This is a genomic window from Streptomyces pseudovenezuelae (genome assembly GCF_029892565.1).
In the GTDB taxonomy this organism is placed as follows: Bacteria; Actinomycetota; Actinomycetes; order Streptomycetales; family Streptomycetaceae; genus Streptomyces; species Streptomyces pseudovenezuelae_A.
Genome location: NZ_JARXVH010000014.1, coordinates 19,481 through 36,293, shown reverse-complemented (window position 1 = coordinate 36,293; position 16,813 = coordinate 19,481). Strand labels below are relative to the sequence as shown.

At 69.1% G+C, this 16,813-nt stretch carries 15 protein-coding genes; 6 read left to right on the top strand and 9 right to left on the bottom strand.

Annotated features, from left to right (window positions below):
* Positions 1-104 precede the first annotated feature (104 nt).
* Positions 105-725: a TetR/AcrR family transcriptional regulator gene (locus tag M2283_RS35660; protein ID WP_280880625.1), complete on the bottom strand. Its 621-nt coding sequence runs from the start codon at positions 723-725 to the stop codon at positions 105-107.
* A gap of 203 nt (positions 726-928) precedes the next feature.
* Here M2283_RS35660 and M2283_RS35655 point away from each other — a divergent pair, with 203 nt between their 5' ends.
* The 4 genes from M2283_RS35655 to M2283_RS35640 all read left to right on the top strand — a co-directional run bounded on the left by M2283_RS35655 (position 929) and on the right by M2283_RS35640 (position 5,202).
* Positions 929-1,906 (top strand): tetratricopeptide repeat protein, encoded by a 978-nt coding sequence (locus tag M2283_RS35655; RefSeq protein ID WP_280880624.1) that lies wholly within the window; start codon positions 929-931, stop codon positions 1,904-1,906.
* A 647-nt stretch (positions 1,907-2,553) separates the two neighbouring features.
* Positions 2,554-3,186, top strand: a complete 633-nt coding sequence (locus M2283_RS35650; RefSeq protein WP_280880623.1) for a DUF6230 family protein — start codon at positions 2,554-2,556, stop codon at positions 3,184-3,186.
* A 146-nt stretch (positions 3,187-3,332) separates the two neighbouring features.
* Complete coding sequence (locus M2283_RS35645; protein WP_280880622.1) at positions 3,333-3,893, top strand: DUF6114 domain-containing protein; 561 nt, start codon at positions 3,333-3,335, stop codon at positions 3,891-3,893.
* Entirely contained in the window at positions 3,883-5,202 is a 1,320-nt protein-coding gene (locus M2283_RS35640; RefSeq protein ID WP_280880621.1) for a hypothetical protein, read from the top strand. The genes M2283_RS35645 and M2283_RS35640 overlap by 11 nt, the downstream gene beginning before the upstream one ends.
* A 109-nt stretch (positions 5,203-5,311) precedes the next feature.
* Here M2283_RS35640 and pyk read toward each other — a convergent pair whose 3' ends face one another.
* The 3 genes from pyk to pta all read right to left on the bottom strand — a co-directional run bounded on the left by pyk (position 5,312) and on the right by pta (position 10,144).
* Positions 5,312-6,739 (bottom strand): pyruvate kinase, encoded by a 1,428-nt coding sequence (gene pyk / locus M2283_RS35635; protein WP_280880620.1) that lies wholly within the window; start codon positions 6,737-6,739, stop codon positions 5,312-5,314.
* A 109-nt stretch (positions 6,740-6,848) separates the two neighbouring features.
* Positions 6,849-8,057, bottom strand: a complete 1,209-nt coding sequence (locus M2283_RS35630) for an acetate kinase (protein WP_280880619.1) — start codon at positions 8,055-8,057, stop codon at positions 6,849-6,851.
* On the bottom strand, positions 8,054-10,144 hold the full coding sequence (gene pta, locus M2283_RS35625) for a phosphate acetyltransferase (protein WP_280880618.1): 2,091 nt from the start codon (positions 10,142-10,144) through the stop codon (positions 8,054-8,056). Before pta ends, M2283_RS35630 begins: the two co-directional genes overlap by 4 nt.
* A gap of 279 nt (positions 10,145-10,423) precedes the next feature.
* On the opposite strand from pta, the gene M2283_RS35620 reads away from it, so the two are divergent.
* Positions 10,424-11,449, top strand: coding sequence for an ATP-dependent 6-phosphofructokinase (locus tag M2283_RS35620; RefSeq protein WP_280880617.1), 1,026 nt, complete (start codon positions 10,424-10,426; stop codon positions 11,447-11,449).
* A 50-nt stretch (positions 11,450-11,499) separates the two neighbouring features.
* Here M2283_RS35620 and M2283_RS35615 read toward each other — a convergent pair whose 3' ends face one another.
* Entirely contained in the window at positions 11,500-12,240 is a 741-nt protein-coding gene (locus M2283_RS35615; protein WP_280880616.1) for a helix-turn-helix domain-containing protein, read from the bottom strand.
* Between the two features lie 337 nt (positions 12,241-12,577).
* Between M2283_RS35615 and M2283_RS35610 the strand changes: the two genes are divergently transcribed.
* Positions 12,578-13,174, top strand: a complete 597-nt coding sequence (locus M2283_RS35610) for a maltokinase N-terminal cap-like domain-containing protein (protein ID WP_280880615.1) — start codon at positions 12,578-12,580, stop codon at positions 13,172-13,174.
* 13 nt (positions 13,175-13,187) lie between these two features.
* Here M2283_RS35610 and M2283_RS35605 read toward each other — a convergent pair whose 3' ends face one another.
* Genes M2283_RS35605 through M2283_RS35590 form a run of 4 tightly spaced genes read right to left on the bottom strand, consistent with a single transcriptional unit; the run spans position 13,188 to position 16,810 of the window.
* On the bottom strand, positions 13,188-13,541 hold the full coding sequence (locus tag M2283_RS35605) for a VOC family protein (RefSeq protein ID WP_280880614.1): 354 nt from the start codon (positions 13,539-13,541) through the stop codon (positions 13,188-13,190).
* Positions 13,542-13,570: 29 nt separating this feature from the next.
* Positions 13,571-14,458 (bottom strand): carbohydrate ABC transporter permease, encoded by an 888-nt coding sequence (locus tag M2283_RS35600; RefSeq protein ID WP_280880613.1) that lies wholly within the window; start codon positions 14,456-14,458, stop codon positions 13,571-13,573.
* A gap of 5 nt (positions 14,459-14,463) precedes the next feature.
* Entirely contained in the window at positions 14,464-15,411 is a 948-nt protein-coding gene (locus M2283_RS35595; RefSeq protein WP_280880612.1) for a carbohydrate ABC transporter permease, read from the bottom strand.
* Positions 15,412-15,427: 16 nt separating this feature from the next.
* Positions 15,428-16,810: an extracellular solute-binding protein gene (locus tag M2283_RS35590; protein ID WP_280880611.1), complete on the bottom strand. Its 1,383-nt coding sequence runs from the start codon at positions 16,808-16,810 to the stop codon at positions 15,428-15,430.
* Between the last annotated feature and the right edge of the window lie 3 nt (positions 16,811-16,813).

Below are 16,813 nucleotides of genomic sequence, written 5' to 3'. Positions count from 1 at the left end.
GCTACGGGGTGCCGCCTCTTTTGGGGCGGGCGCCGCCGCAGCGGCATGACTGCCCGCAGGCCAGGTGAGTTGGGCGGGCTGTGCCGCTGCGGCGGCCGCTCGGGCTACGGCGTGCCCGCCAAGCCCGTCAGTAGGACCTGCGTGAAGTTGCGGACCCACTCCTCGTCCGCGGGCTCCGCGCTGACCAAGGTGCGGTGGACCACCGCACCCGCGACCATGTCGAAGATCAGGTCTACCGTGCGGGTTGCTTCCAGCGGGTCTGTTTCCGGGGGGAGTTCGCCTCGGGCCTGGGCTCGGGCTCGGCCCTCCAGGACCAGGCGTTTCTGCCGGTCGACGATGGACTCGCGGATGCGCTCGCGCAGGGCGTCGTCGCGGATCGACTCCGCTACCACCGCCATCAGGCCGCTCTTGGCCTCCGGGCGGGCCAGGATCGCCGCGAACTGCAGGACCACGCCCTCGATGTCGGCGGCCAGGGTGCCGCGGTCGGGGAGGCGCAGTTCGTCGAAGAGTTCCGCGACCGCGTCGACGACCAGCTCGTTCTTGCCGGCCCAGCGGCGATAGAGGGTCGTTTTCGCAACCCCCGCGCGCGTGGCCACGTCTCCGAGGGTGAGCTTCGACCAGCCCAGCTCGACCAGGGCCTCCCGGGTGGCCGCGAGGATCGCGGCGTCCGCCGCGGCGCTGCGGGGGCGTCCTGTGGCGCGTGGGGCGGGAGTGCGGCTCTGCATCCCCTGACCATAACCGGCGTTTCATGTGGAGCCGTGAGGGAGATCACCGGGGTGAGGTGTACCGCAGGCACCTCATGCCATTACGCTACGACCCGTAGCGAAACCACGGGCGTGGGGTGGGGACCCGGCGCCGAACGGCACGTAGCGGGACCGGCTTTCACAAGGCTTTTCACGTACACGCGGGAACGGGGGAGGATAGACGCATGCAGCCACGGAACATGTCCATGAGCGGAGTCGTCGACCTCGCCGCGGTGAAGGCGGCCCAGGAGGCCAAGGCGAAGGCGGAGCAGGCGCGCGCCGAAGCCGCCCGGCAGGGCACCGGCACCGGTGCCGTCTCCCCGGTCGACCTGGTGATCGACGTCGACGAGGCCTCCTTCGAGCGCGACATCCTGCAGCGGTCCACCGAGGTGCCCGTCGTCATCGACTTCTGGGCCGAGTGGTGCGAGCCCTGCAAGCAGCTCAGCCCCGTCCTGGAGCGGCTCGCCGTCGAGTACGCGGGGCGCTTCGTACTCGCCAAGATCGACGTCGACGCCAACCAGATGCTGATGCAGCAGTTCGGGATCCAGGGCATCCCGGCCGTCTTCGCGGTGGTCGCCGGACAGGCGCTGCCGCTTTTCCAGGGGGCCGCCGGCGAGGCACAGATCCGGCAGACCCTGGACCAGTTGGTGGAGGTCGCCGAGCAGCGCTTCGGCCTGACGGGTCTGGCGGTCGACCCGGACGCCGAGCCGGGCGCGGTCCAGCCGGCTCCCGAGATCCCGGTCGGTCCCTACGACGCCTTGCTCGAAGCGGCCGTACAGGCCCTGGACGCGGGTGACTTCGGCGGAGCGATCCAGGCGTACAAGAACGTGCTGAGCGACGACCCGGGCAACCCCGAGGCCAAACTGGGGCTGGTCCAGGCCGAGTTGCTCCAGCGGGTGCAGGGGCTGGATCCGCAGCAGGTGCGCAAGGACGCCGCGGAGCGGCCGGCCGACGCCGGGGCGCAGATCGCCGCCGCCGACCTGGATCTGGTGGGCGGGCACGTCGAGGACGCGTTCGGGCGGCTGATCGACACCGTGCGGCGCACGGCGGGCGACGACCGGGACACCGTACGGCTGCGGCTGCTGGAGCTCTTCGAGGTCGTGGGGGCCGAGGATCCGCGGGTGGCGGCGGCGCGGCGGGCGTTGGCGCGCGCGCTGTTCTGAGCGGGTCGCCGGGCCGGTTCTGACCAGTCACTAAACGCCGGTGCTTGTGTTGCCCGAGTGAAAGATTTGCCGACAGAGCGTCAGTGCGGCCGCGCTTTACCAAAACTTGGTAATCGCGGCCGCTGTTACTGCGAGTAAGTTCTGGGCGTCGGTCTGTCGGATTCTGTCCCGGTGTCAAATGGTTTGTCCTGACGCCTTGGGGCACCCTGCGTCGCCGGTCGAGACCTGTGGGTCGTTGTTCGGTTATCCGGCCGTTACTAGCCAGTAACGAACCCCCTTGTGCGGGCGGCGAGAATGCACCACGATCGGCGACGCTCGGTCCATTCCCGTACTCCGACAGCCGGTCGGGTCGCGGGAGTTCCTTGGGTCCCCACCGAGCAGAGCCGACGCCCCGGGTGCCGGCTCTTGGACAGGGGGGTCTTCGCCCAACGGGTGGAGCCTGTCCAGCAGGGTTGTGCGTGATGCGTGTCAGGCGCGACCAGTGGTTGTCGCTCGGGGGTGATCGCCGGTGATCGGTGCGCTGTTCAGCGCCTCCGAGTACGGGCGCTCCCCTTCCCGAGGACGTAGCACTTCTCCCATCCCTGCCCGGCTGAGCCGACCAATGGGGCAGTCAGGGCCAGGAGATGTACGTCCGAGAAGGAGGAAATATGGAGTCCCAGGTGCGTGGCGGGACGAGATGGAAGCGGTTCGCTGTGGTCATGGTGCCCAGCGTCGCCGCTACGGCCGCGATAGGTGTCGCCCTTGCCCAGGGTGCTCTCGCCGCGTCATTCAGCGTGTCCGGCCAGCAGTTCAAGGTGTCGGCCGAGTCGCTGGAAGGCACCGGCTTCTCGCAGTACGGGGCCATTGACTCGGGGTACACCCTCGACGGCAAGAAGACGGCACACCCGGTCGCGGTCTCGGCGTTCAAGTCGGCGACCATCAAGAACCTGTGCCAGTCCGTGGTCACCCCGGACATCCCGCTGCTGGGCAGCGTCAGCCTGATCCTGAAGGCGGGCGGCGGGGCCAAGCCGGTCGAGGCCGACAACCTGTACATCGACCTCGACGACCTCAGTGCCGATGCCACGTTCAAGGGCATCGACATCGGCGTCGCGGCCAAGGACGCCAACAAGGGTCCCGGCATTCAGAAGGGCGACACCGCGAACCCGTACGGATTCGCACAGCAGGCCGACTCGGCCTCGCTGACCGGTGTGAAGCAGACGGCGTGGGCCACCACCGCCGGAACCTTCAAGCTCAGCGGTCTGCACATGTCGGTGTCGACGGGTGTCAAGGAGTGCTTCTAAGCACTCACTGACGGGCGGGGGAGCCTCTGGCGCCCCCGCCCGTCCACTCTTCGCGGGCTTTCTTCACCGCCTGTACAACTCTCCACCACCACACCAACACCACCAGCACCACACCACAGAAAAGCCGCACCAGGGAGCTGTTTTCCATGAGCGCCGAGACTCCTGCCGTGTCCGACGGCCAGTTCAGCCGCCGGAGGCTGCAGTTCCGCGCCTGGCGGGGCGACCGGCCGTTCTGGGCCGGCCTGTTCGTCATGCTCGCCGGAGTCCCCATCGCGTACTTCCCGTACGCGAATCTGCAGATCGGTCACCTCACGTTGGCGATGGCCACCACTGCGGGTGCCGGGTCCCTGATCATCGGTGTGCTGCTCGTCGTCCTGGGCTTCAGCCTCTGGTTCCAGAAGCACGTCCGCACCTTCGCGGGCGTCGCCTCGATCCTGCTCGGGCTGGTGTCCATCCCCGTGTCCAACCTCGGTGGCTTCCTGATCGGCTTCCTGCTCGCCCTCGTCGGCGGCGCGATGGCCGTGTCGTGGGCGCCGGGTGCGCCGCCCGCCGATGAGCGGGCGTACGAGGAGCCCCGGGGAACCGGTGGCGCTCCCGAGGGGAACGACCCGGACACCACCATCCTCAAGCCCGTGGTGGGCGAGCCGAACGATCTGTCAGGAACGAGCCCGGCCAACGGGGCGAACGGGAGGCACAGTGCCGGCTGACGAGGTGACCCACGGGACGGATGTGGACGAGTCCCGTGTGAGAACCGGGCCGCGCCACGCGGCACCCAAGAAGCCGCTGTTCACCAGGTTCCACATGCCGGCCGGCAAGGCGATAGCCATGGCGGCCATGCCGACGGCGGTCATCGTGGGTATGGGGTTCACATCGAGCCTCGCGCTCGCCGACGGCAACGGCTCCTCGCCGTCGCCGAGCTCCAAGAGCCTGACCGCGGACGAGTACAAGGACTGCCTCGCGGCGCTGGAGGACTCCGACGACGCGTCGGGTTCGCCCTCGCCGTCCGCGAGCGAGTCGACCGGCACGGCGACGCCGAGCCCCTCGGAGACGCCTTCCTCGGACTCCGGTTCGGACTCGGACCCGGGCAAGACCCCTTCGTCGGATTCAGGTTCCGACGACAAGGCGACGCCCACGCCGTCCCCGTCCAAGAGCGGCGGTTCCGGCGACTCCGGCGGTGACACCGCCACGCCGTCGCCCTCGGCGTCCGAGAGCAGCGGTGGCCTGCTGGACACCATCGGCGACACCATCGGGGACATCCTCACCGGTGGCGGTTCGAGCGACAGCTCCACCACGAGCACCAGCCCGTCGCCGTCGGCGTCCCCGTCGGAGAGCGCGAGCAAGGACACCTCGTCCGACGTCTCGGGCACCGTCAAGGACACCACCAAGAAGCTCACCGACACGGTCGACGACACCGTGAAGGACACCACCGACAAGGCGTCGAAGGCGGCGAAGGACACCACCGACGCCGCCAAGGAGGCGGCCGACGAGGCGACCTCGTCCGCGAGCCCGAGCCCGTCGCCGAGCTCCTCCACGGACGCGGACGACTGCCCGACCGCCACGGACGACGAGAGCGGCGTCGACAACAAGGTGCCGGTGGCGGACGACCCCTGGTACCTGAACGCCAGCTCGCTGCTCCTCAAGGGTGCCGACTACCAGGGCGTCGTCGAGGTGAAGACGGCCAACGGCACCAAGAAGAAGGTGCTGAAGTACGTCATCTCCAGCGGCACCGACATCGGCGACCTGCACCAGACGGTCAACGACGAACAGTCCGGCAAGACCTACCACGTGCAGGCCTCCAAGGGCTCGACGTCCACGATCACCGACGGCGACACCACGATGTACACGGAGAGCATCTCGGGGAACCTGTTCGGGCTGATCCCGATCACGTTCGACCCCGACAACCCGCCCCCGCTGAACATCCCGCTGATCTACTTCACCAACGTGAAGGTCGTCCAGGCCGCGCAGTTCGGCGGCACGCTGCACATCCCCGGGATGCACGTCTACACCACCGACTGAGCATCACCACAAGCCCGTCCGGGAGCCGCACAAGACGCTGAGGGCGCCCCCTGTCACAGGGGGCGCCCTCAGCGTCGTACAGCGGGCTTCAAGAGCCTTTTCGGGGGCGTCAGTTGCTGACGCCGCCGATGTGGTGGACGCGGAGCATGTTGGTGGTGCCGGGGACGCCGGGGGGCGAGCCGGCGGTGATGATGACGACGTCGCCGGGGCTGAAGCGGTTGATCTTGGCGATCTCCTGGTCGACCATGTCGACCATCTCGTCGGTGCTGTTCACGAACGGCACGACGTGCGACTCGACGCCCCAGCTGAGCGCCAGCTGGTTGCGGGTGTTCTCGTCGGTGGTGAAGGCGATGATCGGCTGCGCGGCGCGGTAGCGCGAGAGGCGGCGGGCGGTGTCGCCGGACTGGGTGAAGGCCACCAGGCCCCGGCCGCCCAGGAAGTCCGCGATCTCGCACGCGGCACGCGCGACCGAACCGCTCTGCGTGCGCGGCTTCTTGCCGGGGACCAGGGGCTGCAGGCCCTTGCTCATCAGCTCCTGCTCCGCCGCCACGACGATCTTCGACATGGTCTTGACCGTCTCGATCGGGTACGCGCCGACGCTCGACTCGGCGGACAGCATGACCGCGTCCGCGCCGTCCAGGATCGCGTTGGCCACGTCGGAGGCCTCGGCGCGCGTGGGGCGGGAGTTGGTGATCATCGACTCCATCATCTGGGTCGCCACGATCACCGGCTTGGCGTTGCGGCGGCACAGCTCGATGAGCCGCTTCTGCACCATGGGGACCTTCTCGAGCGGGTACTCGACGGCCAGGTCGCCACGGGCGACCATCACGCCGTCGAACGCCATCACGACGTCCTCCATGTTGTCGACCGCCTGCGGCTTCTCCACCTTGGCGATGACGGGGACGCGGTGGCCCTCCTCGTCCATGACCTTGTGGACGTCGGCGACGTCCTTGGCGTCCCGGACGAAGGACAGGGCGACCATGTCGCAGCCCATGCGCAGTGCGAAGCGCAGGTCCTCGATGTCCTTCTCGGACAGCGCCGGCACGTTCACGGCCGTGCCCGGGAGGTTGATGCCCTTGTGGTCGGAGACGACACCGCCCTCGATGACGATCGTCCTGACCCGCGGGCCCTCGACGTCGAGGACCTTCAGCTCGACGTTGCCGTCGTTGATGAGGATCTGGTCGCCGCGCGAGACGTCGCCCGGCAGGCCCTTGTAGGTCGTGCCGCAGATGTGCTTGTCGCCCGGCACGTCCTCGGTCGTGATGACGAACTCGTCGCCGCGCTCCAGCTCCACCGGGCCCTCGGCGAAGGTCTCCAGACGGATCTTCGGGCCCTGCAGGTCGGCGAGGACCCCGATGGCCCGGCCGGTCTCCTTGGCGGCGGCACGGACCCGGTCGTACCGGCCCTGGTGCTCGGCGTGGGTGCCGTGGCTGAAGTTGAACCGGGCCACGTTCATTCCGGCCTCGATCATCGAGACCAGCATTTCGTGGGAGTCGACCGCGGGGCCGAGAGTACAGACGATTTTCGAACGGCGCATGGGACGATCCTATCGGTTTGTTTCGCTACGGAATATTCCGTCTGGCGGAAGAAACAAATGGGCGGGGCGGTGCTCAATTGCGAGGCCGTGCTCAATTGCCGGTTACCGCTCAGTCGCTCTGTCTCACCAGTGCGTAGGTCTGCGTCGCGATTTCCAGTTCTTCGTCGGTCGGCACCACGGCCACCTTCACCCGTGCGTCCTCGGGCGAGATCAGCCGCGGCTGGTCACTGCGTACGGCGTTCAGCGCGCCGTCCACCGACAGGCCCAGGGTCTCCAGGCCCGCGACGGCCGCCTCGCGCACCGGCGCCGCGTTCTCGCCGACTCCGGCCGTGAACGCGATCGCGTCCACCGTACCGAGCACGGCGCAATAGGCGCCGATGTACTTCTTGAGGCGGTGAATGTAGATGTCGAAGGCGAGCCGCGCCTTCGCGTCGCCCTCGTCGATCCGGCGGCGTATCTCCCGCATGTCGTTGTCGCCGCACAGGCCGACGAGCCCGCTCTTCTTGTTGAGAAGAGTGTCGATTTCATCGATGGACATTCCGCCAACACGTGCCAAATGGAAGATGACGGCCGGATCGATGTCCCCGGAGCGGGTTCCCATCACGAGTCCCTCCAAAGGCGTGAGCCCCATGGAGGTGTCCACGCACTTCCCGCCCCGCACGGCGGACGCGGACGCGCCGTTGCCGAGGTGCAGCACGATCACGTTGACGTCCTCGGGCGCCTTCCCGAGCAGCTTCGCCGTCGCCCGGGACACGTAGGCGTGCGAGGTGCCGTGGAAGCCGTAGCGCCGGACGCGGTACTCGTCGGCGACCTGTACGTCGATCGCGTAGCGCGCGGCCGACTCCGGCATCGTGGTGTGGAAGGCGGTGTCGAAGACGGCGACCTGGGGGAGGTCCGGGCGCAGTGCCATCGCGGTGCGGATGCCGATGAGGTTGGCCGGGTTGTGCAGCGGCGCGACCGGGATCAGCCGCTCGATCTCGGCGAGCACGACCTCGTCGATGACCGTCGGCTCGGTGAAGGTCTTGCCGCCGTGCACCACCCGGTGCCCGATGGCGACCAACTCCGGCGAATCGAGGCCGAAGCCGTCCTTGTCCAGCTCTTCCGCCAGGGCCTTCAACGCGGCCTCGTGATCGGCGATCGGCCCGGTCCACTCCCGGACGGCACCGCTGGTGAGGTGCGCGTGCTTCAGCCGCGCGCTCTCCTCGCCGATCCGCTCGACGAGCCCCGCGGCCAGCCGGACGCCGTCGCTCATGTCGAGCAGCTGGTACTTCACCGACGAGGAGCCGGAGTTGAGGACGAGGACACGGGACGGACTCACTGGACGGTTGCCTTCTCGTTCGGGTTCTGGGCCTGGATCGCCGTGATGGCGACCGTGTTGACGATGTCCTGGACGAGCGCGCCCCGGGACAGGTCGTTGACCGGCTTGCGCAGTCCCTGCATCACCGGGCCGATGGCGATCGCGCCGGCCGAACGCTGCACGGCCTTGTAGGTGTTGTTGCCGGTGTTGAGGTCCGGGAAGATCAACACGCTGGCCTGGCCCGCGACTTCGGAGCCCGGCAGCTTGGTCGCGGCGACGGTCGGCTCGACGGCGGCGTCGTACTGGATCGGCCCCTCGATCCGCAGGTCCGGACGCCGCTCGCGCACCAGCTCGGTGGCCTCGCGCACCTTGTCGACGTCGGCGCCCGAGCCGGACGTACCGGTCGAGTACGACAGCATCGCGATCCGCGGCTCCACCCCGAACTGCTCGGCGGTGGCGGCCGATTGGATGGCGATGTCGGCGAGCTGCTCGGCGTTCGGGTCCGGGTTCACGGCGCAGTCGCCGTACACCAGCACCTTGTCGGCGAGGCACATGAAGAAGACGGACGAGACGATGTCCGCGTCCGGCTTGGTCTTGATGATCTCGAATGCGGGGCGGATGGTCGCGGCGGTGGAGTGCACGGAACCGGAGACCATGCCGTCGGCGTAGCCCTCCTGGACCATCAGCGTGCCGAAGTAGTTCACGTCCGAGACGACGTCGTACGCCAACTCGACGGTGACGCCCCGGTGGGCGCGGAAGCGGGCGTACTTCTCGGCGAAGGAGTCGCGCAGCTCGCTGGTGGCCGGGTCGATCAACTGGGTGTCGCCCAGGTCGATGCCGAGGTCGGCGGCGCGCTTGCGGATCTGGTCGAGCGGGCCGAGCAGGGTGAGGTCGCAGACCCCGCGGCGCAGCAGCACCTCGGCGGCGTGCAGGACACGCGGCTCGGTGCCCTCCGGCAGGACCACCCGGCGCAGGTCGGAGCGGGCCTGGTCCAGCAGCTTGTGCTCGAACATCATCGGCGTGACGCGGTCGCTGCTCGGGGCGGAGACGCGGCGGGTGAGGTCGGTGTTGTCGACGTACCGCTCGAAGAGGCCGAGCGCGGTCTCCGCCTTCCTCGGGGTGGCCGCGTTCAACTTCCCCTCCAGGGAGAAGAGTTCGGTGGCCGTGGTGAAGCTGTTGCCGGCCACCGAGAGGACCGGGGTGCCCGGGGCGAGGCGGCCGGCGAGGGTGAGGACCTCGTCGGTCGGCACCTCGTTCAGGGTCAGCAGGACGCCGGCGATCGGCGGGGTGCCGGCGCTGTGCGCGGCCAGCGAGCCGACGACCAGGTCGGCGCGGTCGCCCGGGGTGACGACCAGACAGCCCGGGGTCAGGGCGCCCAGGAAGTTCGGCAGCATCGCGCCGCCGAAGACGAAGTCCAGCACGTCCCGGGCGAGCCCGGACTCGTCGCCGAGCAGCACCTTGGCGCCGAGGGCCTGGCCGATCTGCGAGACCGTGGGGGCGGCGAGCGCGGGCTCGTCGGGCAGGACGTAGCACGGCACGGGGAGCCGGGAGGCGAGGCTCTCGGCGATCTCGTCCCGGTCCTCGCGGGCCACCCGGTTGGTCACCATCGCGAGGACGTCGCAGCCGAGGCCCGCGTAGGCGCGGTAGGCGTTGCGCGTCTCGGCGAGCACGGACTCGGCGGGCTGCTTGCGGCCGCCCACCACGGGGATCACGGACGCCCCGAACTCGTTGGCGAGGCGGGCGTTGAGGGAGAGTTCGTCCGGGAGCTGGGTGTCGGCGAAGTCGGTGCCGAGGACGAGGACGACGTCGTAGTCGCGGGCGACGACGTGGAACCGGTCGACGAGGGTCGACACCAGCTCGTCGGTCCCCTGCTCGGCCTGGAGGGCGGACGCCTCGTGGTAGTCCATGCCGTAGACGGTGCCCGGGTCCTGGGACAGCCGGTAGCGGGCGCGCAGCAGCTCGAACAGGCGGTCCGGGATGTGGTGGACGAGCGGCCGGAACACCCCGACCCGGTCGACCTGCCGGGTCAGGAGCTCCATCACTCCCAGCTCGACGACCTGGCGGCCGTCGCCGCGGTCGATCCCGGTCACGTACACGCTGCGCGTCACGCGTGCTCTCCGTTCCGTCTTTCGTGGGGCATCCGGCGGGGTATCTGGCGGGGCATCCGGCGGGGCACAAAAATCGCCCACCGAGGTGAGCAGGACCCACTTGACGGTACCCGTAACGGTGGATAAGGCGCCCGCCGGACCCGAGGGCGGCCCGGACCACCCGATGACAGTCCGATAGGGCCGATCGGGTCATACGTACCAGAAGCGACACCGTCCTGCCGGGCATGAAAGAATCGGACCGGCTCACCGGTATCGACACCGAGCAGGAGACACAGCACGATGCGCATCGGAGTTCTCACCGCAGGCGGCGACTGCCCCGGCCTGAACGCCGTGATCCGGTCGGTCGTGCACCGAGCGGTCGACAACTACGGCGACGAGGTCATCGGCTTCGAGGACGGCTACGCCGGACTGCTCGAAGGCCACTACCGCACCCTCGACCTCGACGCGGTCAGCGGCATCCTCGCCCGCGGCGGCACGATCCTCGGCTCTTCCCGGCTGGAGCGCGACCGACTGCGCGAGGCCTGCGAGAACGTGGCGGACATCGCGCGCGACTTCGGCATCGACGCGCTGATCCCGATCGGCGGTGAAGGCACGCTGACGGCGGCGCGGATGCTGCACGACGCGGGTCTGCCGGTGGTTGGCGTCCCGAAGACGATCGACAACGACATCTCCTCCACGGACCGCACCTTCGGCTTCGACACCGCGGTCGGCGTCGCCACCGAGGCGATGGACCGCCTCAAGACCACCGCCGAGTCCCACCAGCGCGTGATGGTCGTCGAGGTCATGGGCCGGCACGCCGGCTGGATCGCCCTGGAGTCCGGCATGGCGGCCGGCGCCCACGGCATCTGCCTGCCCGAGCGCCCCTTCGACCCGGCCGACCTGGTCAAGATGGTCGAGGAGCGCTTCGCCCGCGGCAAGAAGTTCGCGGTGGTCTGCGTCGCCGAGGGCGCGCACCCCGCCGAGGGCTCCATGGACTACGGCAAGGGCGACATCGACCAGTTCGGCCACGAGCGCTTCCAGGGCATCGGCACGGCCCTGGCGTACGAGCTGGAGCGCCGGCTCGGCAAGGAGGCCAAGCCGGTCATCCTCGGCCATGTGCAGCGCGGCGGCGTCCCCACGGCCTACGACCGCGTCCTCGCCACCCGCTTCGGCTGGCACGCCGTGGAGGCGGCGCACCGGGGCGAGTTCGGCAACATGACGGCGCTGCGCGGCACGGACGTCGTGATGGTGCCGCTCGCGGAGGCCGTGACCGAACTGAAGACGGTGCCGAAGGACCGGATGGACGAGGCGGAGTCGGTGTTCTAACCGCTGCCGCGCTTCTGCGAACTGCCACCCTTCTGCGAACTGCCGCTGTTCTACGAGCTGTTGTCCTGGACCGCCGCCCAGAAGTGGTCGACGATCCGGTCCAGGTAGGCGCGGCCGGAGTCCTGTGCCGTGCCGGCCGCGGCGCCCTCGCCCCAGTTCAGCGAGGCGACCATCTGCCCCTGGTAGTCCTGGTGGAGCTCCTGGAGGACGTCCTCCAACAGGCGCCGGTCCAGGGGCACCAGCTTGGTCACCGGCCGGACGTACGCCTGCCAGCGCGTGGTCGCGGCACTGCGCAGCAGCTCGGCGAGCCGGGTCTCGCGGCCGGTGACGGCGACGAAGTCCGGGATCGAGAGGTCGAGCACCTCGGCGAGCAGGGCGGACTGACGGTCGCCGCCGCGCCAGGTGTTCTCCTCCTCCATCTGGAGATACGCCCGCAGTTCGAGCCCGACGGCCCGCGCCACGTCCTCCGGGGCGAGCGCACGGGCGATCCGGTGCTCGCCCAGCGTCCGCGGTCTCCCGATGAGTTCACCGAGGGAGCACCACAACACGCCCGCGAGAGCGGTGAGTTCTGGACTGCTGGGCGCGGTCAGCCCCCGCTCCCAGGCGACGACGAGATCCGGGGTGACGTAGGGCAGCCCGTACGAGGTACGCAGCCCGTAGGCGACATGCTCGGGCCCCATGTTGAGACCGGCCCGCAGACGACGGGCGGCAGGGGCGTTGAAGGGCGGGGCCGAGGAGGTTGGCTGGTTCGGCTGGTTCGGCGGGTTCGGGTGGGCCGGGGGTTGGTGCACGGGGCACAAAATAGGGGTCCCTGGGTGCGGTGACTACGGTCCGTTCGGCCAGGAATACGGATTGTAGGAACGTACGGATTCGGCCAGGGGTGGGGTCGGCCGGGCAGCGTCGGCCCGGGGCGGCCGGTGATGAATATGCCGTTCTACCTTGCCTTTTGCGATTGACCGGCGGGGCGGGGCGGGCGGCCTTCGAAGATGAGTGCGTCAAGGCGGGGGTGACGGGTGAGGGGTCGGGGGTGGTGTGGGGGCGGCGCGATCTGTACGCCACGCGGTCTCCGATAGGTTCGAACACGTCCCGTCGGTGGACGGAACCAGACCCACGCGAGAGGGAGCCCGCATGGCCGTGATCCACCGGACCACCATGACGCCCACCAAACTGGAGCTGCTCAACGACTGGCTGCCGAAGCAGAGTTGGTACGTCGGTGACGGGCCGACGGCGGAGCTGGTGAAGGCCGGTGGGTTCCGGCTGGACGATCCGGAGGGTGCGGTCGGGATCGAGTTCATGGTCGTGGTGGACGCGTCCGCTCAGGAACCGGTGGCGTATCTGGTGCCGATGGGCTACCGGGGCGCGGCACTTGAGGGCGTCCCCGGCGAGGCGTTCATCGGGACCTCCGAGCACGGGGTGCTCGGCACGCGGTGGATCTACGACGGCGTCCACGACCCGGTGGTGATGGCGCAGTTGCGCGCCCTGCTGCGCGGTGAGGCGGTGCCGCAGCAGCAGAGCAGGAGCCACACCCCTGACCCGACGGTCACCGTGGACGGAACGGGAACCGGCCTCGGCGGCGGGCTTGATGTCCAGGTCAACCGCGTCCTGCGGTCGGCGGAGGCCGTACAGGGGGCCGCGCAGGAGTCGTCCGTACGCGTCGTCGCCGGGTGGACCTGGCCGGACGGGACGGCTGTGCGGGGCGTACTCGCGGTCGTGGCACCGCAGTAGGGCCCCTCCCGCATCAGGCCGGCTGCCACAGCTCCAGGCGGTTGCCCTCGGGGTCGGTGACCCAGCCGAAGCGGCCGACGCCCTCCATGTCCTGCGTCTCCTCGGAGACGTCCGCGCCCTTGGCGCGCAGTTGCGCGAGCATCGCGTCCAGGTCGCGGACCCGGAAGTTGAGCATGGTCTGCTGGGTGCGGGAGCCGAAGTAGTCGGTCTCGGACTCGAAGGCCGCGAAGACCGTCGGCCCGGGTTCCGGACGCCACAGACCGTGCTCGTCGGCGTCCAGACCCAGGCAGTCGCGGTACCAGGCGCTCAGGGCCGCCGGGTCGCCGGCCCGCAGGAAGTATCCGCCGATTCCAAGCACACGTTCCATGGCGTCATCCTGCCAGGCCGGGCCCGTTCTCACCCCTTCACGGCACCCCCCAGCGCGAAGCCCCCGCCCAGCCGTCGGGCGATCAGCACGTACAGCAGGATCACCGGCGTCGAGTAGACGACCGAGAAGGCCGCCAACTGCCCGTACGCCACCATTCCGCGGTTGCCGAAGAACTCGTTGATGCTCACGCTCGCCGGCATCTGGTCCGGGGTGAGCAGGAGCATGAAGGGGACGAAGAAGTTTCCCCACATCATGACGAAGGAGAAGATCGTCACCACGGCCACGCCGGGGCCCATGAGGGGCAGGACGATGCGGATCAGGGACTGGAAGGCGGAGGCGCCGTCGGTCCAGGCGGCCTCCTCCAGTTCCTTCGGGACGCCGTCCATGAAGTTCTTCATCAGCCAGATGGCGAAGGGGAGTTGGGAGGCGGCGAAGAAGAGGATCGTGCCCTGCATGGTGTCGATCAGGTTCACCTGCACGAAGAGTGCGTAGACCGGGACCATGATCGCCGTGATCGGCAGGCTCGTGGTGAACAGGATCGTCAGCAGGAACGGGCGGTTCAGGCGGGACTTGAAGCGGGACAGGGGATAGGCCGCCAGGGCCGCGCAGACGACCGTCAGCAGGGTCGCGCCGCCGCACAGGATGAGGCTGTTGAGCAGCGGCGTGAAGGTGATCTCCGGCGTCAGGATCGCGTCGAAGTTGCCGAAGGTGAAGCCGTCGGGGGTCTTCACCCTGAGGTTCGCGTGCGGGTCCACCGAGGACAGGACGACCCAGATCAGCGGCAGCGCGAACGCGGCGGCGGCCACCAGGAGTCCCACGTCCGCGGCCAGGCGCCGGGTCGTCCGGCGGTCGGCGAGGCGGGAGGTGAGGCGCGGGGTGAGGCGCGGGGTGCGGGGGAGTGTCCGCGAGAGTGCCATGGGTGTCAGACCTCCGTCCGCAGCAGTCGTACGTAGACGAGCGAGAACAGCGCGCCGACCACCAACAGCAGCAGGGCCACCGCCGTGCCGTAGCCGATCATGCTGTTCTGGAAGGCCTGTTCGTACATGAACAGGGGCAGGGTCTGGCTCTTGTCGCCCGGGCCGCCCCTCGTCATCACCCAGATCAGACCGAAGACCGACAGGGTCTGGAGGGTGTTGAGCATCAGGTTCGTGCCGATGGAGCGGCGGATCATCGGGAGCGTGATGTGCCACATGCGGCGCCAGCCGCCCGCGCCGTCGACCTCCGCGGCCTCCGTGATCTCCTTCGGGATCTCGTTGAGCGCGGCCGTGTAGACCAGCATCGAGAAGGCCGTGCCGCGCCAGACGTTGGCGAAGGACACCGCCAGGATCGGGAGGGTGAACAGCCAGTTCTGGGACGGGAGATGGAGCCAGTCAAGGATGGCGTTCAGGGTGCCCTCGCGGCGGAAGAAGGCGTACAGGAGGAAGCCCGCCACGACCTCCGGGAGGACCCATGCCGTGATCACGATCCCGCCCACCAGCGTGCGGACCGGCTTCGACGCGCGCTGCATGAGCGAGGCGAGCGCCAGGCCGAGCGTGTTCTGCCCGATCAGCGAGGACAGGACCGTGAACACCAGCGTCAGCCATACGGCGTTGAGGAACTCCTCGTCCTTGAAGGCCGCGCGGAAGTTCGCGAAGCCGACGAAGGAGGAGTGGGCCTGGCCGGTGAGCTGGAGGTCGGTGAAGGCGATGTAGGCGCAGTAGCCGATCGGTCCCGCGAGGAAGAGCAGCAGGAGGATCACGGCGGGGGAGAGGGGGAGGAGGCGGGTCAGGGAGCGGGTGCGCGGGCGTCGCGGTGGGACGGGGTGGTGCGGCGCCGGGCCCGGGCCGACCTTCGTCAGATCCGGGCCCGCCTGCTGCGGTGCGGTGGTCATCGACGGTCGCCGCCGCTCACTTCTCGATCACCTTGTTGTCGGTGGCCGACTTGAGCTCGTCGTCGTACGAACTCGCCGCCTTGTCCGCCGACATGTCACCCGTCGTCACGGCCTCCGTCGCCTCCTGGATCGCCGTGGAGACCTTCGGATACGCCGGATACGCCGGCCGGTAGTGCGTGCTCGCCACCAGGTCCGTGAAGAACTTGATGCCGGGCTGCGCGGTGGCGTACGAGGGGTCGCTCGCGACGTCCTTGCGGACCGCGATACCGGAGTTGGCGATGTACCACTTCTTGGCGTTCGCCTTGGTCTGCATCGTCTTGATGAAGTCGAAGGCGAGGTCGGGGTTGCCGGCCTTGGCCGGGACCGCCCAGGTCCAGCCGCCGGACATGCTCACCTTGCCGGGCGCCTGGCCGTGCTGGGTGGGCATGGCGGCGAGGCCCAGCTTCTGGGACCACTCGGGCCATTCGTGCCCGCTGCCCGGCAGCCAGTCCTGCGGCAGCCAGGAGCCGTCGAGGTCGATGCCGAGCTTGCCCTTGGGCAGCAGCTCACCGCGGACCTGGGTGCCGAAGTTGGGGTCGAGGGCGTCGGAGACGTCCGGGCCGAGCTTCTCCTTGAAGACCGTCTCGACGAACTGCAGGGAGTCCTTGAACCCCTGGCTGCCGGCGACCCACTTCTTCGTCGCCTTGTCGTACAGCGGGTCCGTCTTGCCGTCGTTGGTGCCGTACAGCAGCATCTCGAAGGTCTGCATGGTGGCGGCCTCGCCGGCCGGCTTGCCGGTGTAGACGTTGAGCGGGGTGACTCCGGGGACCTTCTGCTTGATCGTGCGGGCCGCGGCGAGCACGTCGTCCCACGTCTTGGGCTGCCAATTGGCCGGCAGACCGGCCTTCTTGAAGATCGCCTTGTCGAACCAGAGGCCCCGGGTGTCGGTGCCGTCCGGGACGCCGTACGTCTTGCCGTCCTCACCCTGGGCCGCGGCCTTCGCCGTGTCGATGAACTGGTTCCAGTCCGGCCACTTGGCGAGGTAGCTGTCGAGCGGTTTCAAGTACCCGCTGGTGATGTCCGAGTTGATGAGGAAGGTGTCCTCGTAGACCAGGTCGGGGGCCGTCTTGGGGGAGCGGAGCATCTGCTGGAGCTTGGTGTAGTACTCCGAGTCCGGGGCCTTGATCGGGACGAGTTCGACCTTCTTGCCGGGGTTCTCCTTCTCGAACTGCTTCTTGATGTCCGCGAGGAAGTCGTCCATCACATGGATCGAGTTGTCCGTGGACTGTTTGAAGGAGACCTTCACGGTGTCCGGGTCGCTGCCGGAACCGCTGCCACACGCGGTGAGCGCGGTGGCGGCGACGGCGAGCGAGAGAAGAACGGGGAGCTGGCGGCGGGCGGCGGTGGGGCGCACGGGCACGAC

What these genes read in the sequence shown, in the direction of transcription:
- M2283_RS35620 (WP_280880617.1), top strand. Translation starts at nt 10,424, where the DNA reads ATGCGCATCGGAGTTCTCACCGCAGGCGGCGACTGCCCCGGCCTGAAC.
- M2283_RS35655 (WP_280880624.1), top strand. Translation starts at nt 929, where the DNA reads ATGCAGCCACGGAACATGTCCATGAGCGGAGTCGTCGACCTCGCCGCG.
- M2283_RS35605 (WP_280880614.1), bottom strand. Translation starts at nt 13,541, where the DNA reads ATGGAACGTGTGCTTGGAATCGGCGGATACTTCCTGCGGGCCGGCGAC.
- M2283_RS35650 (WP_280880623.1), top strand. Translation starts at nt 2,554, where the DNA reads ATGGAGTCCCAGGTGCGTGGCGGGACGAGATGGAAGCGGTTCGCTGTG.
- M2283_RS35660 (WP_280880625.1), bottom strand. Translation starts at nt 725, where the DNA reads ATGCAGAGCCGCACTCCCGCCCCACGCGCCACAGGACGCCCCCGCAGC.
- M2283_RS35610 (WP_280880615.1), top strand. Translation starts at nt 12,578, where the DNA reads ATGGCCGTGATCCACCGGACCACCATGACGCCCACCAAACTGGAGCTG.
- M2283_RS35595 (WP_280880612.1), bottom strand. Translation starts at nt 15,411, where the DNA reads ATGACCACCGCACCGCAGCAGGCGGGCCCGGATCTGACGAAGGTCGGC.
- M2283_RS35645 (WP_280880622.1), top strand. Translation starts at nt 3,333, where the DNA reads ATGAGCGCCGAGACTCCTGCCGTGTCCGACGGCCAGTTCAGCCGCCGG.
- M2283_RS35600 (WP_280880613.1), bottom strand. Translation starts at nt 14,458, where the DNA reads ATGGCACTCTCGCGGACACTCCCCCGCACCCCGCGCCTCACCCCGCGC.
- pyk (WP_280880620.1), bottom strand. Translation starts at nt 6,739, where the DNA reads ATGCGCCGTTCGAAAATCGTCTGTACTCTCGGCCCCGCGGTCGACTCC.